The 24,268-nt window shown below is 39.7% G+C and carries 22 protein-coding genes; 11 read left to right on the top strand and 11 right to left on the bottom strand.

Annotation, left to right across the window (positions count from 1 at the left end):
• Positions 1–32 precede the first annotated feature (32 nt).
• On the bottom strand, positions 33–1,529 hold the full coding sequence (locus tag FAZ15_RS01025; RefSeq protein ID WP_136899265.1) for a hypothetical protein: 1,497 nt from the start codon (positions 1,527–1,529) through the stop codon (positions 33–35).
• Between the two features lie 119 nt (positions 1,530–1,648).
• On the opposite strand from FAZ15_RS01025, the gene yiaA reads away from it, so the two are divergent.
• The 6 genes from yiaA (at position 1,649) to FAZ15_RS00995 (ending at position 5,838) form a co-directional block, all read left to right on the top strand.
• Positions 1,649–2,119, top strand: a complete 471-nt coding sequence (yiaA, locus tag FAZ15_RS01020; RefSeq protein WP_136899263.1) for an inner membrane protein YiaA — start codon at positions 1,649–1,651, stop codon at positions 2,117–2,119.
• Between the two features lie 117 nt (positions 2,120–2,236).
• Positions 2,237–3,166 carry a DUF2157 domain-containing protein gene (locus FAZ15_RS01015; RefSeq protein ID WP_136899261.1) on the top strand — a complete coding sequence of 310 codons (930 nt, stop codon included), beginning with the start codon at positions 2,237–2,239 and terminating at the stop codon, positions 3,164–3,166.
• The gene (locus tag FAZ15_RS01010; RefSeq protein ID WP_136899259.1) at positions 3,163–4,230 is read left to right on the top strand and encodes a DUF4401 domain-containing protein; all 1,068 of its coding nucleotides are present in this window, start codon (positions 3,163–3,165) and stop codon (positions 4,228–4,230) included. The genes FAZ15_RS01015 and FAZ15_RS01010 overlap by 4 nt, the downstream gene beginning before the upstream one ends.
• Complete coding sequence (locus FAZ15_RS01005; protein ID WP_136899257.1) at positions 4,217–4,732, top strand: GDYXXLXY domain-containing protein; 516 nt, start codon at positions 4,217–4,219, stop codon at positions 4,730–4,732. Before FAZ15_RS01010 ends, FAZ15_RS01005 begins: the two co-directional genes overlap by 14 nt.
• On the top strand, positions 4,729–5,235 hold the full coding sequence (locus FAZ15_RS01000) for a Crp/Fnr family transcriptional regulator (RefSeq protein ID WP_136899255.1): 507 nt from the start codon (positions 4,729–4,731) through the stop codon (positions 5,233–5,235). The genes FAZ15_RS01005 and FAZ15_RS01000 overlap by 4 nt, the downstream gene beginning before the upstream one ends.
• 51 nt (positions 5,236–5,286) lie before the next feature.
• On the top strand, positions 5,287–5,838 hold the full coding sequence (locus FAZ15_RS00995; protein ID WP_136899253.1) for a DinB family protein: 552 nt from the start codon (positions 5,287–5,289) through the stop codon (positions 5,836–5,838).
• Positions 5,839–5,920: 82 nt separating this feature from the next.
• Here the strand turns inward: FAZ15_RS00995 and FAZ15_RS00990 are convergent, their stop codons facing one another.
• The 3 genes from FAZ15_RS00990 to FAZ15_RS00980 form a co-directional block, all read right to left on the bottom strand.
• A complete protein-coding gene (locus FAZ15_RS00990) occupies positions 5,921–7,249 on the bottom strand; it encodes a MutS-related protein (RefSeq protein WP_136899251.1) in 1,329 nt (442 codons plus the stop codon).
• Positions 7,250–7,342: 93 nt separating this feature from the next.
• Positions 7,343–8,071 carry a nitroreductase family protein gene (locus tag FAZ15_RS00985; protein WP_136899249.1) on the bottom strand — a complete coding sequence of 243 codons (729 nt, stop codon included), beginning with the start codon at positions 8,069–8,071 and terminating at the stop codon, positions 7,343–7,345.
• Positions 8,068–8,499, bottom strand: a complete 432-nt coding sequence (locus FAZ15_RS00980) for a putative quinol monooxygenase (protein ID WP_202912283.1) — start codon at positions 8,497–8,499, stop codon at positions 8,068–8,070. Before FAZ15_RS00980 ends, FAZ15_RS00985 begins: the two co-directional genes overlap by 4 nt.
• Positions 8,500–8,647: 148 nt before the next feature.
• Between FAZ15_RS00980 and FAZ15_RS00975 the strand changes: the two genes are divergently transcribed.
• A complete protein-coding gene (locus FAZ15_RS00975) occupies positions 8,648–9,877 on the top strand; it encodes a DEAD/DEAH box helicase (protein ID WP_238387105.1) in 1,230 nt (409 codons plus the stop codon).
• A 52-nt stretch (positions 9,878–9,929) separates the two neighbouring features.
• Here the strand turns inward: FAZ15_RS00975 and pepF are convergent, their stop codons facing one another.
• On the bottom strand, positions 9,930–11,804 hold the full coding sequence (gene pepF / locus FAZ15_RS00970) for an oligoendopeptidase F (protein WP_136899245.1): 1,875 nt from the start codon (positions 11,802–11,804) through the stop codon (positions 9,930–9,932).
• A 78-nt stretch (positions 11,805–11,882) separates the two neighbouring features.
• Positions 11,883–12,239 (bottom strand): winged helix-turn-helix transcriptional regulator, encoded by a 357-nt coding sequence (locus tag FAZ15_RS00965; RefSeq protein WP_136899243.1) that lies wholly within the window; start codon positions 12,237–12,239, stop codon positions 11,883–11,885.
• Between the two features lie 129 nt (positions 12,240–12,368).
• On the opposite strand from FAZ15_RS00965, the gene FAZ15_RS00960 reads away from it, so the two are divergent.
• On the top strand, positions 12,369–13,259 hold the full coding sequence (locus tag FAZ15_RS00960) for an NAD(P)-dependent oxidoreductase (RefSeq protein ID WP_136899241.1): 891 nt from the start codon (positions 12,369–12,371) through the stop codon (positions 13,257–13,259).
• Between the two features lie 160 nt (positions 13,260–13,419).
• Here FAZ15_RS00960 and FAZ15_RS00955 read toward each other — a convergent pair whose 3' ends face one another.
• Positions 13,420–14,049, bottom strand: coding sequence for a hypothetical protein (locus FAZ15_RS00955; RefSeq protein WP_136899239.1), 630 nt, complete (start codon positions 14,047–14,049; stop codon positions 13,420–13,422).
• A 5-nt stretch (positions 14,050–14,054) separates the two neighbouring features.
• A complete protein-coding gene (locus FAZ15_RS00950) occupies positions 14,055–14,657 on the bottom strand; it encodes an LA_2272 family surface repeat-containing protein (protein WP_136899237.1) in 603 nt (200 codons plus the stop codon).
• A 246-nt stretch (positions 14,658–14,903) separates the two neighbouring features.
• Here FAZ15_RS00950 and FAZ15_RS00945 point away from each other — a divergent pair, with 246 nt between their 5' ends.
• On the top strand, positions 14,904–15,860 hold the full coding sequence (locus FAZ15_RS00945; RefSeq protein ID WP_136899235.1) for a helix-turn-helix domain-containing protein: 957 nt from the start codon (positions 14,904–14,906) through the stop codon (positions 15,858–15,860).
• A gap of 49 nt (positions 15,861–15,909) precedes the next feature.
• Here FAZ15_RS00945 and FAZ15_RS00940 read toward each other — a convergent pair whose 3' ends face one another.
• Positions 15,910–16,929, bottom strand: a complete 1,020-nt coding sequence (locus tag FAZ15_RS00940; protein ID WP_136899233.1) for a helix-turn-helix transcriptional regulator — start codon at positions 16,927–16,929, stop codon at positions 15,910–15,912.
• A gap of 367 nt (positions 16,930–17,296) precedes the next feature.
• Here FAZ15_RS00940 and FAZ15_RS00935 point away from each other — a divergent pair, with 367 nt between their 5' ends.
• Complete coding sequence (locus FAZ15_RS00935; RefSeq protein ID WP_136899231.1) at positions 17,297–18,718, top strand: RtcB family protein; 1,422 nt, start codon at positions 17,297–17,299, stop codon at positions 18,716–18,718.
• A gap of 51 nt (positions 18,719–18,769) precedes the next feature.
• Here FAZ15_RS00935 and FAZ15_RS00930 read toward each other — a convergent pair whose 3' ends face one another.
• Positions 18,770–20,236 (bottom strand): magnesium chelatase, encoded by a 1,467-nt coding sequence (locus tag FAZ15_RS00930; protein ID WP_136899229.1) that lies wholly within the window; start codon positions 20,234–20,236, stop codon positions 18,770–18,772.
• A gap of 25 nt (positions 20,237–20,261) precedes the next feature.
• Positions 20,262–21,383 carry a vWA domain-containing protein gene (locus FAZ15_RS00925; protein WP_136899227.1) on the bottom strand — a complete coding sequence of 374 codons (1,122 nt, stop codon included), beginning with the start codon at positions 21,381–21,383 and terminating at the stop codon, positions 20,262–20,264.
• A gap of 235 nt (positions 21,384–21,618) precedes the next feature.
• Here FAZ15_RS00925 and FAZ15_RS00920 point away from each other — a divergent pair, with 235 nt between their 5' ends.
• Complete coding sequence (locus FAZ15_RS00920; protein WP_136899225.1) at positions 21,619–24,264, top strand: DUF3857 domain-containing protein; 2,646 nt, start codon at positions 21,619–21,621, stop codon at positions 24,262–24,264.
• The last annotated feature ends 4 nt before the right edge of the window (positions 24,265–24,268 follow it).

Genomic DNA, 24,268 nt, shown 5'->3' with positions numbered 1-24,268 from the left:
AATTTCAATGAGCGCAAGTGTGAAGTGTAGTATCACTTGGGCTTAACCATGGATAAAACGACCTGATAAGGTGTTCTTTTATCCCAAAGCGCAACCAACCAGGCTACAAAACTCAGATTGAATATATCATTATTCTCCTCCTGCTGCAAAAAATCAAGAACTGCTTGCTGAAATGAATGTTCTGATATCACTTCTGGATGGGTCAGATATTTCTCGACTAAGCTTACATAATGTATGACTCGTTGCTCACGTGTATTGATCAGATACTTTTTATACCTTTTTTTAAAACTATTCAGCCTCGATGCTGCTACATCCACATGACCGAACTGTATCTGAACCAATATCTCCATCAAACTCTTGCGGATAGTCCATAGCATACCCATCCGCTTCTCATACCACGCTTCAGAATGCGCAAGCAAAGCTAGATAACGCAGACTTTCTCTATCTTGATGCTGTGCCAAAAACATAGCTAAACAAATCCGCAAATCATCGATATCCTCCGGATTATAAGACTTGTTTACGGTAGACAAAGCATTTCTCATAATCGCCATAGCTTCGTGACCTCTCTCCGTAAAATGATAATTGAGCGCCAGTAGCAGCTGATGCCGCAGAAAAAACTGGCCTTTATATCTTTTTTGCGTCTCTATCAGCTGGGACATCTCCCCGAGATACAGTAGACTATCTGTAAACGCCTGGCTTCGTAAATGAAAATTGGCTAGAAAGTACAGAATATAAAGATGGTGATAAAGGTCCTTTTCTTTATACGTGTCTGACGACTGTCGCTGAATAAATGCATGGCTTCTTTTGACGTATTTTTCGATTAAGCTGTAATTCTGTTGAATGTCCGCATATTCATTGGCAATGAATAGGATCTGATACAAAGACTTATAACTCATTAGGTCACCTATCGCAACTTTGTGCGTCTTTACCGTCTTAATAATCAACACTGCTAAGTCTACAATTTTACCTTTCAAATGAATTTCCTGTAACTCCCTGCGTAAAAATGCGTAAACTAGATGAAGTTTGGCCTCAGACTGCATTTGCAGCTGGTTTGCTAAAAGACGTTCGCTTAGCCCATCCAGATCTGTGTGCGGATCGAGATGTATGTATTGCAGCCTGAGCAATAATATTTCATTAAGCAAATTGTACTGTTCCAGGTCTACGGCCAGTCGCTCTGCTTTTATTAAAGATTTAAAAGCAGTCTTGGTCAGACCATTTTCTAGAAGAAAACGAGAGACAACAATAAGCCGTAATATATCGTAAGTCTCCGAAACGGTATTTTCAAACACCTTCTGTGACAAAAACAAAATAAGACTATCCTGTAATCTCTTGCGTAGCGCATGATAGGCATCTCTGTTTTTGGTGGGTTTATAAAGCTTATTTAATAACAAAATATCGTCAGTTTCTAACAATTCAAATAATTGAATATTCTTGACATCATAACGTTTATTTTTGTTGTTCAAAAACAACTTAAACTGCCTTATTTCATCTTTATTCAACAGGTCTATCAACTCAGACAATGTATCCATAGTACATCAAAAATACAGATTATTAAACAATAATATCGTCAGTTTATCACAATTTATTATTTCTAAATTTTAATTTTCCTACAGACATTTGCTTCAGTAAACATTAAAAAAACAGAACAATGGAACCGCTAAAAGTAAAAACTGATGACAACACAGTTGTCGCTAAACATGAGGAAAAAACACATCACCCATTTAAACCAACCTCGGCCTTTGTCGGAGCCTCTTGGTTTGCACTGATTGTGGGGGTGTTGGCATACTGTATAGGTCTGTGGAATGCTGACATGAACCTCAACGAAAAGGGCTACTATTTTACGATTTTATTATTCGGGTTATTTGCCGTAATCTCTGTACAGAAGAGTGTCAGAGATAGAGCGGAAGGTCTACCGGTGACTGATTTGTATTACGGTTTAAGTTGGTTTGCTACGCTTGCTGCGATGATACTACTCACTATAGGGCTTTGGAATGCAGAACTGCTGTTGAGTGAAAAAGGATTTTATGCCATGTCATTCTGCCTAAGTATTTTCGCTGCTATCGCTGTACAAAAGAATACCAGAGATACTAAACTGTTGGAGGACAAAGAAACGACGTAGCGGTTGCCGCCCGCAGTGCTTTGCTTTGCAAGCCTGCGGGTTATTTCCTCAAGACCACTACACGTAAGTTTATTATTTGATATCTTAGACATCACAAACCCTATACTATTTTCGAATATGAAAAATATACAACGGGAAGGCATCGAGACCGTAGCAAGACATAGCCAGCTCAGTAAAAAGACATTGGCCAAAGCTTTAAAAGACCAAGTATACCCTGATGAAGCCAGCTGGAAGAGATTTTTAACACTGTTGTTTCTTACACTTGGTCTAGGCTTCTCTCTAGCTGGAATTATTTTCTTCTTTGCCTACAATTGGGCTGATTTACACAAGTTTATTAAAATTGGTTTAGTGGAAATATTGGTTATCACGGTTACCGTATTGGCTTTATGGCCAAAGATAAACAGTCAGATACGCCACATCATACTGACTGGAAGTGCAGTCCTTGTGGGTGTACTGTTCGCTGTTTTTGGACAGATCTATCAGACTGGAGCCAATGCCTATGATTTCTTTTTGGCCTGGACCATTTTTGTGACCCTATGGGTATGCATTTCCAATTTTGCCCCACTGTGGCTATTGTTTGTCGTTCTGCTCAATACAACGCTGATCCTCTACCAAGAACAGGTCGCGGACTGGCCTCCATTGTTACTATACGGCATACTATTTCTCGGCAATGGATTGATTTTCGCTATAGCCAAATTACGTCAGGCTCCGGCCTATTTTGTACATACGGTTGGTGTAGCTGCATTGACCTTTGCGACGATAGGTATGGTAAGCGGTATTCTTTTCAGCTTCAATAAGGATTACTTCGGCGTATTTGCTCCGCTTGTCGGATTGACTTACATCGCTGGCCTGTGGCATGGCATACAAACCAAGAGCACTTTCTACCTTTCGGCTATTCCGTTTAGCTCAATTATCGTGATTGCTGCATTTCTTATCGATCTGTCGGATGGCGAATGGATGCTTTTATCTGTAAGTATCTTTATCATCATCAGTGTCACCTTTGTAATCCGCAATCTTATCCAACTCGCTAAAAAGCAATCGTCATGAAATACAAAAATAACATACTGGAAACAGCGACATACCTGCAGTCATTGGAACCGGGATTACGTCTCGACCTTATCGTGCTCGATAAATCGCTTGAGACCAATCAGGGCAACCAAACGCTGGCGATCAAGATACTGTCCATCTTTGGCGGAATACTTTCTTCCACTGCTTTTTTTGGCTTCCTACTGATCGCTGGCTTGCACAAGTCTAATGTAGCGCTCTTGATATTCGGCATCCTCGCCATCGCATTGGGCGTGATTATCGGCAAACTATTTCGACAGATACTCTGGGATACCATCAGCGTATCTACCTTTAGCATTGGTTTTATCATGCTGGCGATGGCACTTTCTGAATTTCATGTTGACACACAATATATCTCCATATCGTGTGCTGTATTTTCCTTGATCTGCCTGTGTTTGACTCCCAATTACATCATCAGCTTTGTATCGACATTGATCCTGAACGGTAGTATGTTGAGCTTTGTACTATCGACTAATCAGTATGATTTTATATACATCCACGTTTCTTTGTTGGCCATCATACTGATGTATACCTTTTTACAGGAAGCTAGATTACTCTTTATAAGTTTCAAAATCAGGCTTCCATATCATGCTATACGCATGGGGCTGGTATTATCTTTTCTGATAGGTCTGGGGCTACTGCGTCATGATATTTTCTTCACCTTATCGACCTCATTGATCTGGTCTGTATCAATAGTGTGTATGGTGGCCATACTCTACCTCTCATCGAAGCTGTTGACAACTTTACAGCTATCCGTCGTCGTCACCAGATTAGCTATTTACGGATTAATTCTTTTGGTACTAGCTCCTACCGTGCTATTTCCCGGCATCGCAGGTAGTATATTGTTGATTCTGTTATGTTTTTGGGTCAATTACAAAACCGGATTCGTCATGGGGATTCTAGCGCTGTTGTATTTTGTAGGTCAGTTTTATTACGACCTCAACTATACACTATTGACCAAATCCGTATTGCTATTCCTATCAGGTATAGTATTTTTGTTGTTCTTCTTATTCATTTCTAAACGTACAAATCATGAAAAAATATAAAGGGATCATTGTCGCTTTCAACCTTGTTCTCCTACTCCTATATTTTAACTACAGCATAGCAAAAAAGGAAGAAATCCTTCGCGACGGACAGTTGATATTGTTGGAGTTGGCGCCAGTGGATCCTCGCTCTTTGATGCAGGGCGACTATATGCAACTGCGTTATAAGATGGCAACCGAAACTGATATAGACAGTATAGCCAGACGGGGATATTGTGTCGTTCGTTTGGGTAACGGATCTGTCGCAAATCTCGTACGGTTTCAACAAGAAACTACTCCTCTGTTTGAGGGTGAGTTTCTCATTGCGTATACCACACCAAACAAATGGTCTATAGAAATAGGAGCCGAATCGTTTTTTTTCCAGGAAGGCCACGCGGAGAAATACGAACAAGCTACATATGGAGCCATTCAAGTCGACAATGCGGGCAATAGCATTTTGGTCGGACTATACGACACGGATTTGAGAAGAATTACATATTTTAACCTCAAACAAGACGATAAATGAAAGAAATTATTGAATTTTCAGATAAGATAATAACTATCGAGAGAAACCAATTTTTAAAAAAGAAAGGTGTCATCGACACAAATCTGTATTATGTGGTAAGCGGAAGTTTGAGAGTGTTTTTTCTGGATGAACATGAAGAGCAGACAATTAGATTTGGATACAAAGACAATTTAATTGTTTCTCTGGACTCCTTTTTGACCGGAAAACCTTCCGATTTATTTATTCAGGCAATTAAAAAAACGGTTATAAAAGTAGTAACCAAACAACAAATTGACAAATTTTTAGAAATAGAAAGTAACAGAAATTCGTGGATCAAAATTTTAGAGAATCTGGTACTCCAACAAATGGAACGTGAAATTGATATCCTGACACATTCGCCAAAAGAAAGATATGAAAGAGTTTTAAAACGAAGTCCGCAACTTTTTCAGGAAATCTCTAACAGACATATTGCTAATTATTTAAGAATGAGTGCCGAAACTTTATCGAGACTGAAAAAGTCTTGACTTCAATCAAGGTTTATGAAAAATACTTTATTGAACTTTGCATAAAAAAATATGCAATCAGAGAAACTAACACAAACGCTCCTTGAGCAAACAAAAGAATTTATAAATCAAGTAGAAAAGCTTAAAAGCTATGACCTGAACACTTTAACATGGAAAGAAAACGAAATTTCCTGGAGCATTTTGGAATGTTTAGAGCATTTGAATTTGTATGGCGATTACTATTTACCACAAATAGCAAGAGAATTAAAAATTTCGACAACTAAACCTGACATTGAGTTTAAGAGTGGCATTCTAGGTAATTTATTTGCAAACAGCATGTTACCAAAAGAAAAGTTAAATAAAATGAAAACATTTAAAGATAAAAATCCATTAAATGCAAACCTTGAAATAACTACTATTGACAGATTTATAAATCAACAAATCCTACTTGTGGAATTGTTAAACCAATCGAGAAATGTAAGTCTGAGCAAAGTGAAAATTAGGACTTCGATTTCGAGTTTAATCAAGCTAAAATTGGGCGATACGTTTCAGTTTATTATAAATCATATTATTAGACATCTAAAGCAAATTGACAAAATTCAGGCGTCCATGACAAATTCCTGACAGAAGACTGATTTGTTATACTTCCTCGCGGTGACGACGGGAATGCTCTACGAAGAGCTTAACGGATGCTCCTGTATAATCTCTATGGAAGATCCTTCAATCTTGCAATGGACTGAAAGACACCACTCTTTTGTAATAACCACATGCCTAATTTTTCGTCGGCTACCCCTGATACGATCTTATATGTGAAGCGAGGTTCTCCCTGTTCGTCACTTTCGATATTCATTTTATAAAAATCTACTAAAGGAAGAGATTGTAGTTTCTCTGCCAGATCGGTGATATGCGAGGACACGATTACATAGGGACCATCGGTATGGCTGAGGTGCTCTATAATGTCAAAAATAGCATTCGAGGCATCAATATGGTTTGTGCCCTTAAAAAGTTCGTCTAAAATAACCAGCGCATTCGTGTTTTTGTCAAGCTGATCCACTATTTCCTTGAGTCGGATCGCCTCTGCATAAAAATGGCTATACCCCAGTTCGAGGTTATCTTGCAAATTGATGCTGGTAAACACTCCGTCGATCAGGTCGGTTTTCATAGAACTAGCCGGAGCAGGAAACCCAATGTGGGTCAAGTATAGCGCAGTTGAAATAGTTTTGATAAAAGATGATTTGCCCGCCATATTAGCACCTGTCAGATACCATATCCTCTTCTCTCTGGTCATCTGGACAGTGTTCTTAACAGGCTGCTGATGAAAAATATGATAGACATCTTGCATGTGGATCTTGCCCGTATGATGTTTTGGGTAAATTTCTGGATAACAGAACTCATACTCCTTTGCGGTTCGGGCCACGGCGAAATATGCATCGATCTCATAGAAAAAAGCAATTGCCTGTTTGAGCTTACTCGCCAGTTCGTAACGAATAAGACGATCATACGCATCGAGGTTGAATCTATTGATTTTCAGTTGCTCTGGATTGTAAGGGCCGCCCTTGAATATTCTGGACAAGCATTCTTCATGGATTTGGATCATTTCTGCGATATCCTCGTACGCTTGATGGGCATTTACCTTTTCGTAAAACGCTTGGGATTTCAACAAAAAGTCACAAGTCTCGAGGATCGAACTTACTTTGTAATAGTAGATCGGTGCTTTGGCCACAAAAAGATCCAAAAGTCCCCATCCTGATCGTTCTCCTGAATGGGATCTCTTGATGTATTTCTCTACATCCATAACGACCATCCTGTAAAAGGGAAAGTCTTCTTGAACGACCGGTTCTAAACGACGTATTTTTTGCTGGCGGTCTTTGATCGCATCAACATCCGATAAAGGCTTCAAAAAAACTTCGCGCAGAAAATCTTCACCTCCAGCTGTGATAGCATGATTGAAAAATCCCCAAATGGAACGGCCTGTCACCTCAAGTAGTTGAATATCTTGTGTGGTCTGCGGATCGATTAAAAATCTTTTGCTCATAGAACGTTAATATAGCAAAAAAAGAGCGGATCAAATAATTTTCGAACTTCTCGTCCAAGCGCAAGGGAAACATACGATTGGCTTTCCTAAAATTCAGATTTTGTGATAAACTTCGTTAAAGGGAATTCTGAACCGTTCACCCCAAATACCTTCATTTCCCTTTCTTACACCACAGGACACTACCATATTGATCTCCGCACGATAAGGTAATTTAAGAAGCTTTTTGACACGCTTACTATCGAAACCTTCTAAGGGACAGGTATCGTAACCTTCATTTGCCATAGCAATCATAAACGTTTGTGCGGCTAGCGCACAGCTTTTGTGAATGACTATACGCATATCGCTTTCTGATACCTGATATACTATAGGACGGAATATACCGATAGTACTTACTGCTAATTTTCTGGCAAAACCCAACACGCCAAAAAATCGGGCGTAAAGAAATGGCATCAGCTTGCCATAATACAACAGCCTGTCTTTGATTCGCTTTTCTTGGCGTTCCTCAGGACTATTCCTTTGGATGTTTTCATGCTCGAATGCTATATTCGCATTTGCACGTTTTCGATATAGGTCCTGACGAGTTACAAAAACAACCACTTGTGATGCCGTTGAAACGCTTCTCTGGTTAAGACAGGCCCTTGTCATCTGATCTAAAACATGGGGTGTTATGATATGATATGCTTCCCACAGTTGCATATTGGAACTGTTAGGCGCTAGTGTGGCTAGTTCAATACAGTTCTTAACGATATCTGCATCTATATTTTTTTCTTTATCGTAAACCCTTACCGACCGACGATAATTTAAAACTTCTTTTAAATTCATATGGTTATTCCTGAACCGCCAAGAATTTCAAGTTCCTGACCTTTTGTTGGCTGCGCGCCTAAAATCGGTTTTACTCTCGCTATTAGTTCTCTTACACTTTCGACTTTCAGAGAGTTGTCATGATCCTCTTTACTATCCCATATTTCCGTTACGTAAACTGAGTTTAAATCGTTTTCATCTTTACCAATAACATATAATCTGCATCCAATTGCAGTGGAGACGAGTTTAGATGCGTCTAATAACATATCAGCAAGTCGATCGGCTTTTCCATCCTTAGCTGTGAGTTTTCCGTGAAGTAAATACATAATCTCTAATTTATTAAAATTTTCGGGATTCAAAGTTAGTTGCTCTATATCTTCATTGGAAAAATAATCAAACAGAATGTTATATATAATATAAATTTCTAGAATTGAGTCTAATGATCTCATGCCTGCCCTTTTCGGTATATGGCGGATCGAGAGAGGATTAAAGTTTAATTATAAAAATCATTTAGCTAACTTTGTGGCTTGATATTCATTTAACTATTCAGCAGTGTCCTTAGATAAATTAAAGCTTAGTAAACGTCTTCATGCATCCATGAATGATTTGAGTTATTTTACAGCAAAAGAAATTCAGTTAAAAGCACTCTCTCGAATAATCGGTGGCCATAGTATTATCGGCATTGCACCTGAAGGGGCTGGAAAAACGACTACCTACGTTCTCGGGGTATTGATGCGCTTAAAATATACGGAAGATGAGGCGCCGAAAGTCTTAATTTTAGCTCCTAATGAAGAAAGAATTACTGAAATAGTTGATCGTTTTCTGAACGTTAGCAAGAACAAAGACCTCCATATCATAGGGCTTAAAGCTAGTGGAAGTATAGAAGAAGAGATCGAAAATCTGGTCCGCGGGGTAGATATTGTAGTAGCAACTCCAAACCGCGCCCGTGCTATATACCTGAAATTAGGACTTAATTTAAACCGTATTCAGATGTTCATCGTTGATGATGCGGAAGAAATAGTGAAGCAAGGAATGCAAACTCCTGTAAGGGAACTGGCACAAAGCTGCGGAAAAGTCCAGTATTTAGCATTTAGTACCGTCGAGCATGACAAATTGCATTTGATGATCGATGACTTTATGCCGTTTGCTACACTGATTGAGGCGGATGAGCTTAGTGATAAAACAGCTGAAACACATGAGCTCATGTTATATCAGGTTCCTAATTTTACGACGAAAATCAATTTGCTAAATGTTTTGATGAGAGATGATGACGTATTTGATAAAGTGGTCGTATTTGTGAATAGTCGACTTACTGCACAAAAACTAGGTCAAAGTCTACATGCTAAAAATGGAGAAGTGGCTGTATTAAACCCTTTGCTTCATGAGGATGCTGGTATTGATGATATAAACGATTTTAAGCAAATCCCTGAATGTCGAATACTTATTATTGCAAATGAAGGCACAAATGACATTGATCTAAATGGGATTCCTTTTATATTTCATTTTGAAGTACCAGAAAATAGAGAAGTGTTTGTGCAGCATGTTGAAAAAACTTCAAATGATGAAGTTATAGCGATCACATTTGCGACAGATCTCGAACTTCCGGCACTCAAAAAAATAGAACAATTTTTGGGAAAGAAAATTCCTGTCATGCCTCTTCCAGATGATCTTATTATCTATCGCCCACCCAATAATCCAAAAGAAAAGACTGAGGTGGACGAGTCACAAGGTGGAGCTTTTCATAAAAAGAAAGAAAGCAATAGCAAAAACTACAACCTCGGCGCTGGGATAAAAGCCAAAATGACGAGGAAGAATAAGAAAAGATAGTATCATAAAAGCCGTATAATACGGCTTTTATGATAGATATTAAACAGCATACTTATTTACCCATTCTTGTCAGAATGGTTTCCATTTCTGTCATTACTTTATTGATCTTAGCAATAGTCAGGTCAAAAGGTTCTGAGGTATTCATATCCACACCTGCATCGACAAGTAACTCTACAGGGTACTTGGTACTTCCAGATGCTAGAAAATCAAGGTATTTTTTGCGATCCTCATCTGTTCCCTTAAGCACCTTTTCTGAGAGCGCAGTCGAAGCGGTAAAGGATGTCGCGTATTGGTACACGTAAAAATTGTAATAAAAATGCGGGATGTAAGACCATTCGGATTTGACATAGTCATCGATTATACAAACATTTTTATCATGACCGTAGTAACGCTTGGTCAGGTCTAAATACAACCTATCAAAATCTTCTCCAGTGAGTGCTTCGCCCTTTGCGACTTTTTCGTGGATCAACGATTCAAACTCTGCAAACTGGGTTTGACGGAATAATGTTCCTTTGGCACCTTCTAGATAATTTCCGAGGATAGCAAGACGGGTCTTATCGTCTTTAATCTGTCGCAGCATATAATCGTTCAACAACTCTTCATTCAACGTTGACGCTACCTCAGCGACGAAAATCGAATAGTTTGCGTTTGCGAAATGTTGTTGCTTATTGGTCAGATAGCTATGCATGGTATGCCCCAATTCGTGGGTCAACGTAGACATATCATTATACTTCCCATTGTAGTTCATGAGTATATACGGATGTACGTCGTATGCAGAACCGTTGGAATATGCCCCGGATCTTTTTCCTTCATTTGGATACATATCAATCCATCTTTCATTGAACGCTCTTTTTGATACGTCGACATAATTGGTACCCAAAGGTTGTAAGGATTTTAAAATATTCTCAACAGCTTCTTCTACCGTATATTCTAAATCGACTTTTTCAACCAAAGGAGCGTACAGATCATAATAATGCAGGGTGTCCAGCCCCATCATGCGCTTTCGGAGATTTAAATATCGATGAAACGTCTCCAAGTTTCCAGTCACATTTGTAATGAGATTATGGAAAACATCTGTCGGGATATTACCGCCATCCAGTGCCCTTTTTAACGTGCTCTCGTAATTTCGGGCTTTTGTAGTAAACAATGCGGCATTGATATTTCCGTATAGCTGTGTTCCAAAAGTCTGCTGAAATTCATTTAATTTACGAAAATAAGTGGCAAACACTGTGCTCCTAACTTCCCTGTCTTCGCTCGCTCTATACAGTGCAAAATTGGCGGAATTGAGCTTTATACGCTCACCGTTCAATTCAATTTCGGGGTGCGGAAACTCTGCATTAAAAAAAGTACTGAAGATATTTGCAGCATTGCCGGACATTAATGCCGAGTAGGCCATTACTTTTTCGACTTCTTCGGAACCTCTGTGTGCTCGCTTGCGGAGTAGATCCGTGAGGTAAAATTTGTAGGTTACCAGTTCTTTTTCTTCCGCAAAAAAGGCGTTGAGCTTATCTTCATCTAGGGTTAATAACTCGGGTTCCATGAAAGATGTTAATGCGCCATATTCAGAAAAAAGCTGTTGCAGCTCTTGTTTCATGCCAGCGTACTTGGTCACTTTGGTATCTTGATCAGATTTCATCGATGCATAGGATGAAAGCCGAGACATTTCCTTAATGAGTGCGCTATTGAACGCTAGAGCTTCTAAAAGTACGGTAGCGGACTGTGTAAGCTTACCCTTGTAAGAGGCTGCTTTTTGCATGTTTTGTTGAACCTTTTCCTTTTCTTCTTTCCATTTATCATCTGTAGCATAGAGATCGGACAGGTTCCATTTATATTTTTCAGGCAGTTCTTCCCGAATTTTCATCTGACTTACAGCAACCGTCGTAGAAAATAGCATCATGGCGGTGATCAATTGTGTTTTTTTACGCATACTTTATTGATATTGATAGTGTGCACAATTTACAAAAAAGATCTCACCGATTTCGGTTAATATACTTTACATCCCCAGCTATACCTCTAATTCCTGTTGTTTTTCTTTCACCAATGCGGAATGGGTTACCCCCCATACATCAATTTGTGATAGAATCGGAAGAATGGTCCTACCAAAGGGCGTAATTTCGTATTCTGATTTTTTGGGATAAACATCTTCTGAACATTTATCGATAACACCAAAGAACAAGAGCTCGGCCAACTGCATTTCGATAACCCGCAAAGTAGAATTAGGAATATTTTTATGAATTTCAACGGGACGGACAATGCCATTATTGATAGCCTCAAGAATGCATAATTTCCATTTTCCGCCAAAAACCTTCATTGCTACTCGAATGCCACAATTCAGGTCCTCTTCAATTTTCTTTGTGTACATAATGAATTTTATTTAGAAAATAAAGGTATCAATTTATCGAATACCTACAATTGCTCCATACCGAATCTTTTTTCGGTTATTGCCTGTCCTTTTTGTTTGCAATAATTTCGTACCATAAACAATAACAATATGACAACGATAAAAAAATCAAAAACAATATCCATAATTGGATTAGGACAAATGGGCAAAAAGTTAGCACAGCTGTATGTTGATGCAGGCTTTGAGGTAATTGTTTGGAATCGCTCTAAAGCCAGAGCATCGGATTTGAAAAATGTAAAAATTGCCGATAACGTTCTTGACGCAATTAAGGATAGTAGGCTTAGCATTATTTGTGTTTCCGATAACAATGCTGTTCTTGAGATACTAGACGGCATAAGGGATAAAAAAGCATTCATGAATAAAACGCTTCTCAATTTAACTACTGGAAGTCCAAAAGAGGCAAGCAAAATAGAAGCTATAATTACCGAGCACAGTGGCGAGTACATTAATGGTGCTTTACAGGTTGCCCCAGATCAGATGGGACTCGAAGGCACGACAATACTCGTATCAGGAATCCAAAATGCTTACTCACAGCATAAATCTTCTCTGGACGTTCTCGGAGGCAATCTAAAATATTTAGGTGAAAAAGCAGCCGCCTCATCGGCCATGGATCTGGCCACTTTAACGTGGCTCTATGGTTCTTACATTGGTTTAATATATGGTGTAACCTTGGCGCAACAATATGGTTTAAAGCTGGAAGACTTTAGCACCATTATTGGTGAGATAACACCGGGATTTACCGATTTTTTCAAACACGAAATTGATGTCATCAATCGCGAGGACTATCGTATTACACAAAGTCCATTACCCATTAGCGTATCGGCAACACAACGAATAGCAGATAGCTTCGAGGAATTGGATGTTATTCAGGAATTCCCCCAGACTCTTGCAAGAATTCTAGCAGAAGCTGATCGTAAGGGACTATATAACGAGGAGTTGGCTTCAATCATTAAAGTTATAGCGAAAACTGCAGACAGTTGACCGCAGTGACGAAGGGGATGCTTCCTATTCTGAGGGGGGCATCGCCCTTGTACCTGTATTTGAATCTAATGATAATTCAGCAGAGGTTTGCAGAATTCTTTCACTTCGATTTATTTTTAATAAATGATCGTATTGATTCGTAAATATAGTGATTAAGATATTACTGTCTATAAAATAATCCGACTGTCACACTATGTGTACCAAATCTATTGTCTATGATATCGCTAAAGGCATGATAGGGGGCATAATTGTATCGGGTCTGCAATCCAAAATCCCGAATTCGAAGTTGTAGGCCTTGTCCAACATGGATGGTGCTAAAAGGTCTGATAAAAACGGGCTTATCTTCTTTATCCTTTTTTGATTCTGACCAAGTTTCATATTCTGCCCGAGCTCTGACATCATCAAATAAATACATTCCATAGCCCAACACCGAAGACCAAATTATATCTATATTTTTCGCTTTGTTGAGCGTATAGTGTTTATCTAAACGAAATCCTATGACCCCTGAGAACGATTTTGTTTCGGTTTCATAATCGTCGTTTATATATTGAAATGTCGTTTTTTTTGGAAAATTGACACTGAAACCAAAAGCCCAAATGCTTTTTTCAGTGTAGGGCTGTCTTACCCATACGCCAATATTTGGGGCAACATTCATGGTGTTTTTTAGATTTCCCAAGGGAATAGTTGCCCCAGCCTCGACTTCGACATACTTAAATGTACTGTCTTTTGTTTGTGCAGATACCTCGATTGAGATGAGCGACAATCCGATCATAAGAAATAATGTTTTCATAGCTATTAGAAATTTATAAATGGTAGTGTTCTTTTCCCATTCGAGTTGATAAAACCTAATTGCAAACCTTTAAGTGCATTGGTACGGTTGAATAAGCCAATCTGTACCCCTTTTAGTTGTGTGGATTTATTGACAAGACCTATTTGCACACCGGTCATATAGTCATGTTTGTTGTACAGAGCCAAGTTGAGACCCTGGCTATATTTTCCGGCATTAAATGCGGGATGTATACCGAGTCCCGTAGATTTATTTGTTATATTGTATAATGATACACTTGCTCCATTGTGTTCAACACCTCCCATGTATCCGCCAATCCCGAGATTAAGTCCATTTGAAATTATCTTGGTTCTTTCGTCATGAGGATATTTGTCTATGCTGCCGTACATAAAAGTGAGCATTGTAATTAACGGCGAAAACACCATTACGTCCAAATTTACTCCGTTAATTGTTTGCACGTGATCAGGTTCCTGAAAATGCCCTATTCCTACGACCAAACCATTTACTTTTTGTGTGTTTTTAGTCATCGGTGACAAACTAAATATTTTTGTTTCCTGGGCTTGTGTTGCAATACTTATAAGCGACATCAAGCAAATCATGAATGTTTTCATCTGTATATAATTTAATTGTTTATTCATTTGTGACTGTTTCCAAACGCATTATTCAGGCGTGTTTATTTTTAAATGCCTGCATGAGATCGCTACGCTAAGTTCATGCTGTCTTCGACGGTATGCATGTTCGGTTTCATATTATTTTAAATTTGATTACGTCAAAGATATTGCGATATTCACACCCATAAATTGCGATATATCCTAAAATATTTGTTTATTATTGTGATAATCACAAAAGCAGAAGTTATGTATCAAGAAAAGTTAATACGGGCCATTCAAAAAAGAATAGACGCACAAGATTCTTTGATTGAAAGGATTTCAACTGCTTTGGACATCAGTTATGATGCTGCACATCGTCGAATTTCAAAGAAGAGTAAATTTACAATCGAAGAAACTATTCGATTGGCTCAGGTATTTGGAATTTCATTGGATGCTTTGCTTGAAAACAAGGGACATGTATTGGTCCGCAAGACAAAAGAGATACGCTCAGCTACGGATCTATCAGATTATCTTGGGAATTCTTTTCACGCATTGACAGAATACAATGCGGATGAGCATACCTCAGTATATTATTCGGCGAAAGATATCCCCCTATTCTACACCATCGGACACAATTTGCTTTCTAAGTTTAAACTGTTTGTATGGCTTAATCTTTTGGATTCTGGAAAAGAAGAGGTTAGCTTTGAGGATTTTAACTATCAAGCTCCGTTGGTTGATAATAATGAAAACTTACTAAAGTTCTATTCTTCTGTTCAAGTTCACGAGATATGGAATGATACTACGATCAATAGCACATTACAGCAGATTTTGTATTTCTTTCAATCCGGACTCCTACAGCTAGATAATGCTGTTGCATTGTGTGATAACTTAACGGATTTAATCAAATCGTTGGAACGAAAATGTACACCAAAAAATAAATATTTTCAAATGTATTACCATGAACTGTTGATCTTGAATAATAATGTATTAATTTTAAATGGGCAGCAGAGATCATTTTTTGTTCCTTATACGATGTTGGGGTACTTTATTACGAAAGATATTGACACCTGCCAAAATGCATTGGAATTCTATCAACATCAACTAAAGAATTCTGTATTGTTGAATACTGCAGGAACACGGGACAAAAATATTTTCTTTAATAAAATGTATCAAAAGATAGATTTTTATAAAAAGCAAATCAAGTCTTTTGCGGAATTGGGATAGCTTAGACAGCTGGGATTAGTAGGGACAGGAAACTACAGTTGGCAAACTATTATTCAACAAGATACTGTTGTAACATTGTGTACGACCTTCGTTTGATTCTATCACGAAGGATTTTTGGTGCTAACACTTTGATGCATTCGCCAAAGCCCAGTATTTCCCGTTCTAACTCGAAATTTAACACTACATCCAAGCGGATCAAAATGCTCCCATCTTCCTCGGTTTTTAAGATCTGCTGCGACGAATGTATGGGTTTCGTAATGACGTAAGGCGCATTGTAGCTTTCTACCTGTAGAATGACCCGATGGCCTCTATCCTTTTCGGATTTCGTTACGCCGATTGTATCCGCATAATAACGTTCAAAATCTATGCCTTCATAGGGTACATATCCTGCTTTTGCCATTTCATCTATATCCACGATCCGATCCAGCGCCAATGTAACCAGGGTTTTCCCTTTTTTCGGTTTGCAGATTACGAACCACCTGTTACGGTATTCCTTCAATAGATAAGCAAAGTATACGGCCTCTTGTTCTGTTTTGGATTTAAATGATTTATAGGTAATCAATAGAGGTATTTGTTCCCTGATAGCTTTATGAATAGGTGTTATCCAATTCAGTCCTTTTAGCAGTTTATTACTTTCCATTTGTATACAAGAGGGAGATATGTCTTCCTGTTTAGACAGATTATTTTCCAATCGGGCGATTATATCACTCATTTCTTCAAAATAGGCAAAGCCATTCAAATGTTTCAGGATATCGACCGCATCCCTCATTTTGGACAAATCACTGTCTGAGAAGGGGGTATTGCTAATCGAATAATTCGGATCCCCGTATGTATAAAATTTACGCTTGATAACCACAATTGGTGCATTATAACCCAACTTATTGCTGCGCATCAATTGGATGTCACCTTGTATCGTTCTTGTACTTACACCGTTATGAATACCCTCTAATTCATAGAGTCCTTCCGAAACCCTCTCTATCAGGTCTTCCAACGTCCATTTACGATGCGTCTGCCGAAGACAGTTATCGATGATTTTGTAACGGATAAGAGCAAGTTTATTAATAGACATAATGATTTACAGCAAATTTCTTATTGAATAAAGATAACTTTTATATTTTACTACGCAATACATTTGCGCAATATCCATATAAGGAATCGTAAGCGCTATCAGTTTTAAATTTTATCAAACTTGTTATCAGACAATTACATAATAAACATATTTTTTATCGCTTTTAGTTTGAATCACGCAAAAAAGCTGCGTAGTACACTTCGCACCTTTGTCATGTCAGTATTGACAATCGCTCTTTGATGAAAATAAGCGAAAGCTTTAAGCATTATTTATCAAATAGAAACGAAGAGGCGCAAGGGGCAACGTAAAGAGGTTGTTGCTCCTTGCTTAGGAAAGAGGATAAGAAAACTTTCATAACTTTATAAAAATGGAAAATAAAAGAATTAATGGCAATGATTTGATTGCCTTAGGGTATAAAGAGAATCATGCAATGGGTGTTGCACTGAAGATCAACAAAAAAAGATTAGGCTTTAGCAGGGAGCAAATGCTAGAAAATTTCAAAAATGTACTCGAAAATCCAACATCGTATCTGGAGGATGCTATTTTTAAACCCCTCGCTGAAGTACTGTTGAAGATCGATACCATTGAAGCAGAAACCATTCGGCTAAACGACGCTCCACAGGTCTATTCCATCTTCGGCAAAGAACATATTGAAGAAGGCGCTACAAAACAAATGGATGTAGCAATGAAATTACCTGTAGCGGTGGCTGGTGCCTTGATGCCGGATGCGCACCAAGGTTACGGCCTACCAATCGGAGGTGTGTTGGCAACAAAAAACGAGGTTATTCCTTACGGTGTCGGTGTGGATATTGGTTGCCGAATGGCGTTGTCTATATTTGATCTACCTGCGTCTTATCTTGAGGGGCATACAGGCAAACTTAAGGACATACTGATGAAAAACACGCGTTTTGGTGCAGGAAATGGCTACTTGAAGCACGAAAGAATAGATCATGAGGTTTTGGACAGCTCCTTGTTTGAAACCGACAACTTTATTCGATCATTGAAAGACAAGGCATGGACACAATTAGGCTCCTCGGGAGGAGGCAACCACTTCGTGGAATTTGGGGTGATGGACGTGGACACGGCCGATGAAGTATTAGGCTTAGAAAAAGGCAAATATCTGGCTTTACTTACGCATTCGGGATCACGGGGAATAGGTGCTACCATTGCTGGACATTACACTAAATTAGCCAAAGAAATCTGCAAACTTCCCTATGAAGCCCAAAACTTAGCCTACTTGGACTTAGATAAGGCAGAAGGACAGGCTTATTGGTTGGCCATGAATTTGGCGGGCGACTACGCTTCGGCTTGTCATGGCGTTATCCATGATAAAATACGATCTGCCTTGGGCGCTGAGCTGTTAGCTAAAGTCGAAAATCACCATAACTTCGCTTGGAAAGAACTATTGAATGACGAGGAAGTAATCGTTCATCGTAAAGGAGCTACTCCTGCAGGGAAAGGTGTATTGGGAATTATACCGGGATCGATGGCTACACCGGGATTTTTGGTTCGCGGTAAAGGTGAAAAGCGTGCCATCCACTCGGCTTCGCACGGTGCGGGCCGATTAATGAGCCGCACGCAGGCTATAAAAACCTTATCTTCAATGGAGCTAAAGACTATATTGGCAGCCAACGGAGTTTCCCTGCTCGGAGCCGGAATGGACGAAGCACCAATGGCTTATAAGGACATCCATACGGTCATGGCTTCGCAAACTGACCTGGTGGATGTCGTGGCGACATTTTTACCAAAAATAGTACGTATGGCAGATGACGGATCGAGAGAGGATTAAAATCCCATACTAAGGCGTATGGGATTTTTATATGTAGCTTAACCGACAGTTCTATATGTTATTCCTGAGGTATCCCTGAAAGTTATCCTGAAATTGTAACCCATTGTCCACTCTGTATTTACTCAACTTATTATACAAGGTCAACCCCCACAACACAAACTCACTGAGAAAATAGACATCTTCTTTTCTCGTATCCGGCTGGTATTTCTGTATCAACCTACGAATGGCATCCACTTGGCCCAATGTATCATGATAATCGTCATCATTAAGTTCATCCGGTAGTTGGATACCATCCGAATTTAAGAACCATCGCACAATTTCATCGTAGGGGTATTGTTCATTTTCCTTTTCTAACTTCTCTATCTTAGGAAATAGGGTTATGAACAAGGTCTTAACCGCACTTTCTATCAGTTGTATTGCTACAGCTGCAGCGCCTTCTTGCTCGCCTTCATACACCAACTCTACCTTCCCCGTGATAGCCGGAACGATTCCCATAAAATCGCTCAACCGTACTGCTGTAGCTGTATCTCCGTTTCTCAGCATACGCAATTCGGCAGTACTTAGCAAATTTTGAAATGCGGTAATCCCCATTCTGGCGCTGACACCACTTTTTACATCGATGTATTCGCTATTCCGAGCTTCAAAACTAATCTGTTCCAGTATATCACGTGCCAATTCAGGTACATAGATCTGTTCTTTTTGTCCGGCTTCCAAACCAGCTTCCTGCTCGGTGATCGCTTTGGCTACTGCCACAGAGGTAGGGTAATGTGTGAGAATCTGAGAACCTATACGGTCCTTCAAGGGTGTCACAATACTTCCTCTATTGGTATAATCTTCGGGATTGGCCGTAAAGATAAACTGCAAATCCAGAGGCAACCGCAACTTAAATCCACGGATCTGTATATCGCCCTCCTGCAGTATATTGAAGAGCGCGACTTGAATCCTGGCTTGCAAATCGGGCAGTTCGTTGATTACAAATATCGAACGGTTGGCACGAGGGATCATCCCGAAATGGATCACGCGATCATCCGCATAACTTAGTCTCAAATTCGCTGCTTTTATAGGATCCACGTCGCCGATTAAATCCGCTACCGTTACATCGGGTGTCGCCAGTTTCTCAGCGAACCGTTCGCTCCTGTGAAGCCAGCTGATGGGCGTACTATCGCCTTTTTCTTTCATTAACTCCACAGCATAACGAGAAATAGGCCGGTATGGATCGTCATTGATTTCAGAGCCCTCGACTGTCGGGATATATTCATCCAATAGGTTCACCATCAGTCTGGCCAACCGTGTTTTTGCCTGGCCACGAAGCCCCAACAAATTGATGTTATGCTTGGAGAGGATAGCTCTTTCCAATTCGGGAATCACCGTATCCTCGTAACCATGCACACCTTCAAAAACGGTCTCGCCGCTGCGTATTTTCTCAATCAGGTTCTGACGCAGTTCCTCTTTTATGCTTTTGGGCTTATAGCCTGCATTTTTTAATTCTCCGAAAGTTTTAATCGTTGTATAATTCATTTACTGTTGTTGTTAAATCAATAGTTTATCGTATTCTCTTTTTCCGATTGTCCTCGTAATCTTCAAAGATCATTTCGCCTAAGTCGCCCAATCCGGTATAGTAGGCCTTACCCCGGTTAGAGGCCGTAAATTCATCGACAAACTCCTGAAGATATGGATCAGAAGTGATCATAAATGTCGTGATCGGGATTCCTAGTTTTCGGGCTTGCGCGGCGATACTATAACATTTACCGGTAATTACAGGATCTAACCCCATGGGATTTTTATAGTATGTGCCATCCGGCATGTTTAAGCAGCTCGGTTTGCCATCCGTAATCATGAATATCTGTTTGTTTGCATGACGTTTCCGTCTTAGTATATCCAAGGCCAATTGTACGCCGGCGACGGTATTCGTATGAAATGGCCCCACTTGCAAGTAGGGCAGATCTTTGATCGCTATAGGCCAGGCATCGTTGCCAAATACGATAACATCCAATGAATCTTTGGGATAACGCGTGAGTATTAGCTCCGACAGGGCCATAGCTACCTTCTTCGCGGGTGTGATACGGTCTTCGCCGTACAAGATCATACTATGGCTGATATCAATCATCAACACCGTGCTCATCTGCGACTTAAATTGCGTATCTTCAACTACCAAATCATTCTCCGATAAGCTGAAATCACCTATTCCATGGTTTACCTGCGCATTTTTCAGGCTCTCGGTAACAGAAATTTTGTCTAGACTATCTCCATATTGATAGCTTCTAAAATCTCCTGTATTTTCGTCACTTTGTCCACTGTATTTTGTTTTATGATTTCCGGTTTTACCTTTACGCATCTTTCCGAAGATCTGATCCAACGCATTTTGCCGCAGGGCTTTCTCCATCTTCGAGCTGATCCCCACTCCCCCATTTCCATTAAAATCCAGACGATCGACGATATAGCCCTTACTCTTCAAATCTGCTATAAAATCATCAATGGTATACGTTGGGGTAGTTAATTTAAACTCCTTATCTAACTGCCGCAACCAATCGATAGCTTCGTCAAAATCACCGGAAGTATAAGTAATAAGTTCCTTGAAAATTTCAAACAACTTATCAAAAGGTGTCTGAAAGGGCTCTTCATATTGCTTAAAGACAAATCCTTTATTTCTCTCCGTCTTGTTCATATGCTAATTTAAGATATAAAAATCTTTTATTTCGCTTCGAAATATCATAATACATTCATTTCTTTCCATAATATCGCCCTCGGATGAATACCCATGCTAAACAAAATGATCTTCCTAATTCAGCTATCAATTTAAGGATACCATTTTGTGCAGGTACGAAATACAGGTTCATTTACGATTAGTTCTTCCAAATAATTGAACTTATTATTATATTCGTTCAAATATTATTGACCCCATGAAATTAGGTAAGATTTTTAGCCTCACACTTTTTTTTCTTTTTACAGTGGTGATTACCTATGCCGTATCGCCTACATTGACAAAGACAGCCGTCCCTAATTGGGTGCGGTACTCACAACATCAGCCAAAAACACCTAATCTGGAAGACATCAGTGATGGCTATTATTTTGAAAGTATCGAATACCAAGTCGATCTTGCCACACAAACCCGTTTTTCGCGTAATGTCAAAGTTTTAACGGAAAATGCGGGTGCGGAAAATGCGGGTCAGATTCACATCAGTTTCGAACCTAAATATCAAACACTAATCTTACACGAACTTTATCTGATACGCGATGGAAAGCGATTGGACCGCCTAAATTTGGGAAAATTCGAACTCATGGCCTACGAGACCGAACTGTCGCGATCGATTTACAACGGAACCTATTCCGCTTATTTGCTACTCGAAGATTTAAGAAAAGACGACAAGATTGTATTATCCTATTCTGTGAAAGGCTTCAATCCGGTATTCGGAGGGAAATTTTTCGATAGTTATACCCTTCAAGGTTTTGAACCTATGGGATTGCTCCACATAAGCTATATTGTACCAAAAGGACGTAAACTCCATTTTAAAACCTTTATGGGTGCTGTTGCGCCTACTAAGCAAGATCTTGGCAATGCCACGGCCTATTATTGGGATATTGCCGGTACGGATAAGACAGAGTACGAGCCGAATGTACCACTGTGGTATGCAACAAGACAACGGATAGAATGCTCGGAATTTGAGAAATGGTCGGACGTGGGTAAGTGGGCTTCTGACGTCAATCCTATTCCGGTATTGGCAAAATCGGGCAAGTTGCGGCAGTTTGCAGAGCATCTTTGGCAAAAGGCAAAGGGCGATTCCATGGAATATGTAAAAGAGATTGCCGATTTCGTGCAAAACGAGATACGATACATGGGTATAGAAGTTGGTGAATATTCCCATCGAGCCAACAACCCAGAAAAAGTGTTTGCACAGCGATACGGCGATTGTAAGGATAAATCGGTCTTGCTCGCCGCCATGCTTCAGCATAGGGGCATCAAGAGCCAGCTTGTGCTGGTAAATTCTTTCGAAGAATATAATCTGGATGAATCCCTCCCCTCTCCCGCCGCATTCAACCATATGGTGGCTTACTTCAGTGTGGGCGGACGTGGGCAATTTATTGATCCCACCATTACGAACCAAGGTGGACCGATTCGCGATCGACATTTCCCTTTCTACGGGAAAGTTTTATGGGCAAAGCCGGGAGCCGAAATGTACGATACGGAAAAAATTGTGGCTGGAAACACACGCGTAGAAGAACAATTCAACCTGCAAAAAGACGGTGCTGCTATTCTCGATGTGCTAACCATCTATACAGGATCAAATGCAGACGATATTCGTAGTTATTTTAAACAGACCGCTAAGAATCAAATTGAGAAATCTTATTTAGAATACTACCAACGACTCTACAAACAGGCCACGAAGCGGTCGGCTTTGACATACGAAGACGATATAGCCAACAATGTATTTCGTGTTAAAGAATCATATTCCATTAAAAAGCTATCGGAACTGGATCTGACGACGAACAGACCAGCCGTATCCGTATATGCAGCCAACTTAAGTTCATCGCTCCCTGACGTGATGGAAACACGCATGACTCCCATCGCCCTATACTATCCGCTAGCTTTAGAACACGATGTCTACATCATCAACCCAGACGATGTAACCATTCCTGCTATACGAGAGAATAACTTTACGACCAGGGAAAGCTACTATTTTGGGAAAAGCATCACGACAAATAAAGACACGATAAAGATTTCTTTTCGATTGGGCTTCCATGACACGTTTGTGAAGGATGAAGGTATTAAGGATTATCTTTCTGATTTCTCTGACAAAGACGCTTTTTTTAGTACTGCCGTCTACTTGGATAATGATGGTTTCGTAACGGGATCAAATACACAGAATCAGGTAAATTGGTGGTCGGTTCTAGGTTTTATCAGCCTGCTAGCCTTATTTACTTGGGCAACATTTCGATACTATCATCGACAAAATGCCTCATCTTTCATTTCATTATATGATGAAGCACAATATGACACCATCGGCGGTTGGCTGGTCTTGCTGGCCATAGCATTGTTTCTGAGTCCTATCCGGATATTTTTTGGTGTAATGATGCCGCTTTCTTTTAGCGAACAGCTATGGGCTACTTTGAGTTACAACGTGGGAATCTCTCCTTTTCTATATGGTATGTTTCTAATTTTTGAGTTTGCTGCTAATACGATGATCATTTTCCTATCTGCATACTGTTTCTATCTGCTGATCAAAAGACGAGATATTTTCCCACAAACGCTTTTTGCTTTATTGATGTTACAGCTAATCGTTGTAATCTTGGATATAATTGTCGCTTGGGTTATATTTAAAAATCAGACCGAGATGTACAGTGAACCTTCGGAAATCGTTCGCGCTATCGCTTTTGCTGTTATATGGTCTCTTTATCTGTTCAATTCTACGCGTGTGAAGGGTACCTTCGTTGTACAGCGTGAAATGAAGGCCGCACATCAGCTTGCCTTGGTACAATCACCGCCTCTTATTCCGTCGGCTACTTCCATACAGCATGAAACGGATAACGACAGTGAACGCAAGCAATGATACT

Origin of the sequence: Sphingobacterium olei, from assembly GCF_005048855.1 — a bacterium.
Lineage (GTDB): Bacteria > Bacteroidota > Bacteroidia > Sphingobacteriales > Sphingobacteriaceae > Sphingobacterium > Sphingobacterium olei.
This window is presented reverse-complemented; position numbering and strand designations above follow the sequence as displayed.

Bases quoted from the DNA above. Each gene is read 5' to 3' on its own strand.
- FAZ15_RS01025 (WP_136899265.1), bottom strand. From the start codon at position 1,529: ATGGATACATTGTCTGAGTTGATAGACCTGTTGAATAAAGATGAAATA.
- yiaA (WP_136899263.1), top strand. From the start codon at position 1,649: ATGGAACCGCTAAAAGTAAAAACTGATGACAACACAGTTGTCGCTAAA.
- FAZ15_RS01015 (WP_136899261.1), top strand. From the start codon at position 2,237: ATGAAAAATATACAACGGGAAGGCATCGAGACCGTAGCAAGACATAGC.
- FAZ15_RS01010 (WP_136899259.1), top strand. From the start codon at position 3,163: ATGAAATACAAAAATAACATACTGGAAACAGCGACATACCTGCAGTCA.
- FAZ15_RS01005 (WP_136899257.1), top strand. From the start codon at position 4,217: ATGAAAAAATATAAAGGGATCATTGTCGCTTTCAACCTTGTTCTCCTA.
- FAZ15_RS01000 (WP_136899255.1), top strand. From the start codon at position 4,729: ATGAAAGAAATTATTGAATTTTCAGATAAGATAATAACTATCGAGAGA.
- FAZ15_RS00995 (WP_136899253.1), top strand. From the start codon at position 5,287: ATGCAATCAGAGAAACTAACACAAACGCTCCTTGAGCAAACAAAAGAA.
- FAZ15_RS00990 (WP_136899251.1), bottom strand. From the start codon at position 7,249: ATGAGCAAAAGATTTTTAATCGATCCGCAGACCACACAAGATATTCAA.
- FAZ15_RS00985 (WP_136899249.1), bottom strand. From the start codon at position 8,071: ATGAATTTAAAAGAAGTTTTAAATTATCGTCGGTCGGTAAGGGTTTAC.
- FAZ15_RS00980 (WP_202912283.1), bottom strand. From the start codon at position 8,499: ATGAGATCATTAGACTCAATTCTAGAAATTTATATTATATATAACATT.
- FAZ15_RS00975 (WP_238387105.1), top strand. From the start codon at position 8,648: ATGAATGATTTGAGTTATTTTACAGCAAAAGAAATTCAGTTAAAAGCA.
- pepF (WP_136899245.1), bottom strand. From the start codon at position 11,804: ATGCGTAAAAAAACACAATTGATCACCGCCATGATGCTATTTTCTACG.
- FAZ15_RS00965 (WP_136899243.1), bottom strand. From the start codon at position 12,239: ATGTACACAAAGAAAATTGAAGAGGACCTGAATTGTGGCATTCGAGTA.
- FAZ15_RS00960 (WP_136899241.1), top strand. From the start codon at position 12,369: ATGACAACGATAAAAAAATCAAAAACAATATCCATAATTGGATTAGGA.
- FAZ15_RS00955 (WP_136899239.1), bottom strand. From the start codon at position 14,049: ATGAAAACATTATTTCTTATGATCGGATTGTCGCTCATCTCAATCGAG.
- FAZ15_RS00950 (WP_136899237.1), bottom strand. From the start codon at position 14,657: ATGAAAACATTCATGATTTGCTTGATGTCGCTTATAAGTATTGCAACA.
- FAZ15_RS00945 (WP_136899235.1), top strand. From the start codon at position 14,904: ATGTATCAAGAAAAGTTAATACGGGCCATTCAAAAAAGAATAGACGCA.
- FAZ15_RS00940 (WP_136899233.1), bottom strand. From the start codon at position 16,929: ATGTCTATTAATAAACTTGCTCTTATCCGTTACAAAATCATCGATAAC.
- FAZ15_RS00935 (WP_136899231.1), top strand. From the start codon at position 17,297: ATGGAAAATAAAAGAATTAATGGCAATGATTTGATTGCCTTAGGGTAT.
- FAZ15_RS00930 (WP_136899229.1), bottom strand. From the start codon at position 20,236: ATGAATTATACAACGATTAAAACTTTCGGAGAATTAAAAAATGCAGGC.
- FAZ15_RS00925 (WP_136899227.1), bottom strand. From the start codon at position 21,383: ATGAACAAGACGGAGAGAAATAAAGGATTTGTCTTTAAGCAATATGAA.
- FAZ15_RS00920 (WP_136899225.1), top strand. From the start codon at position 21,619: ATGAAATTAGGTAAGATTTTTAGCCTCACACTTTTTTTTCTTTTTACA.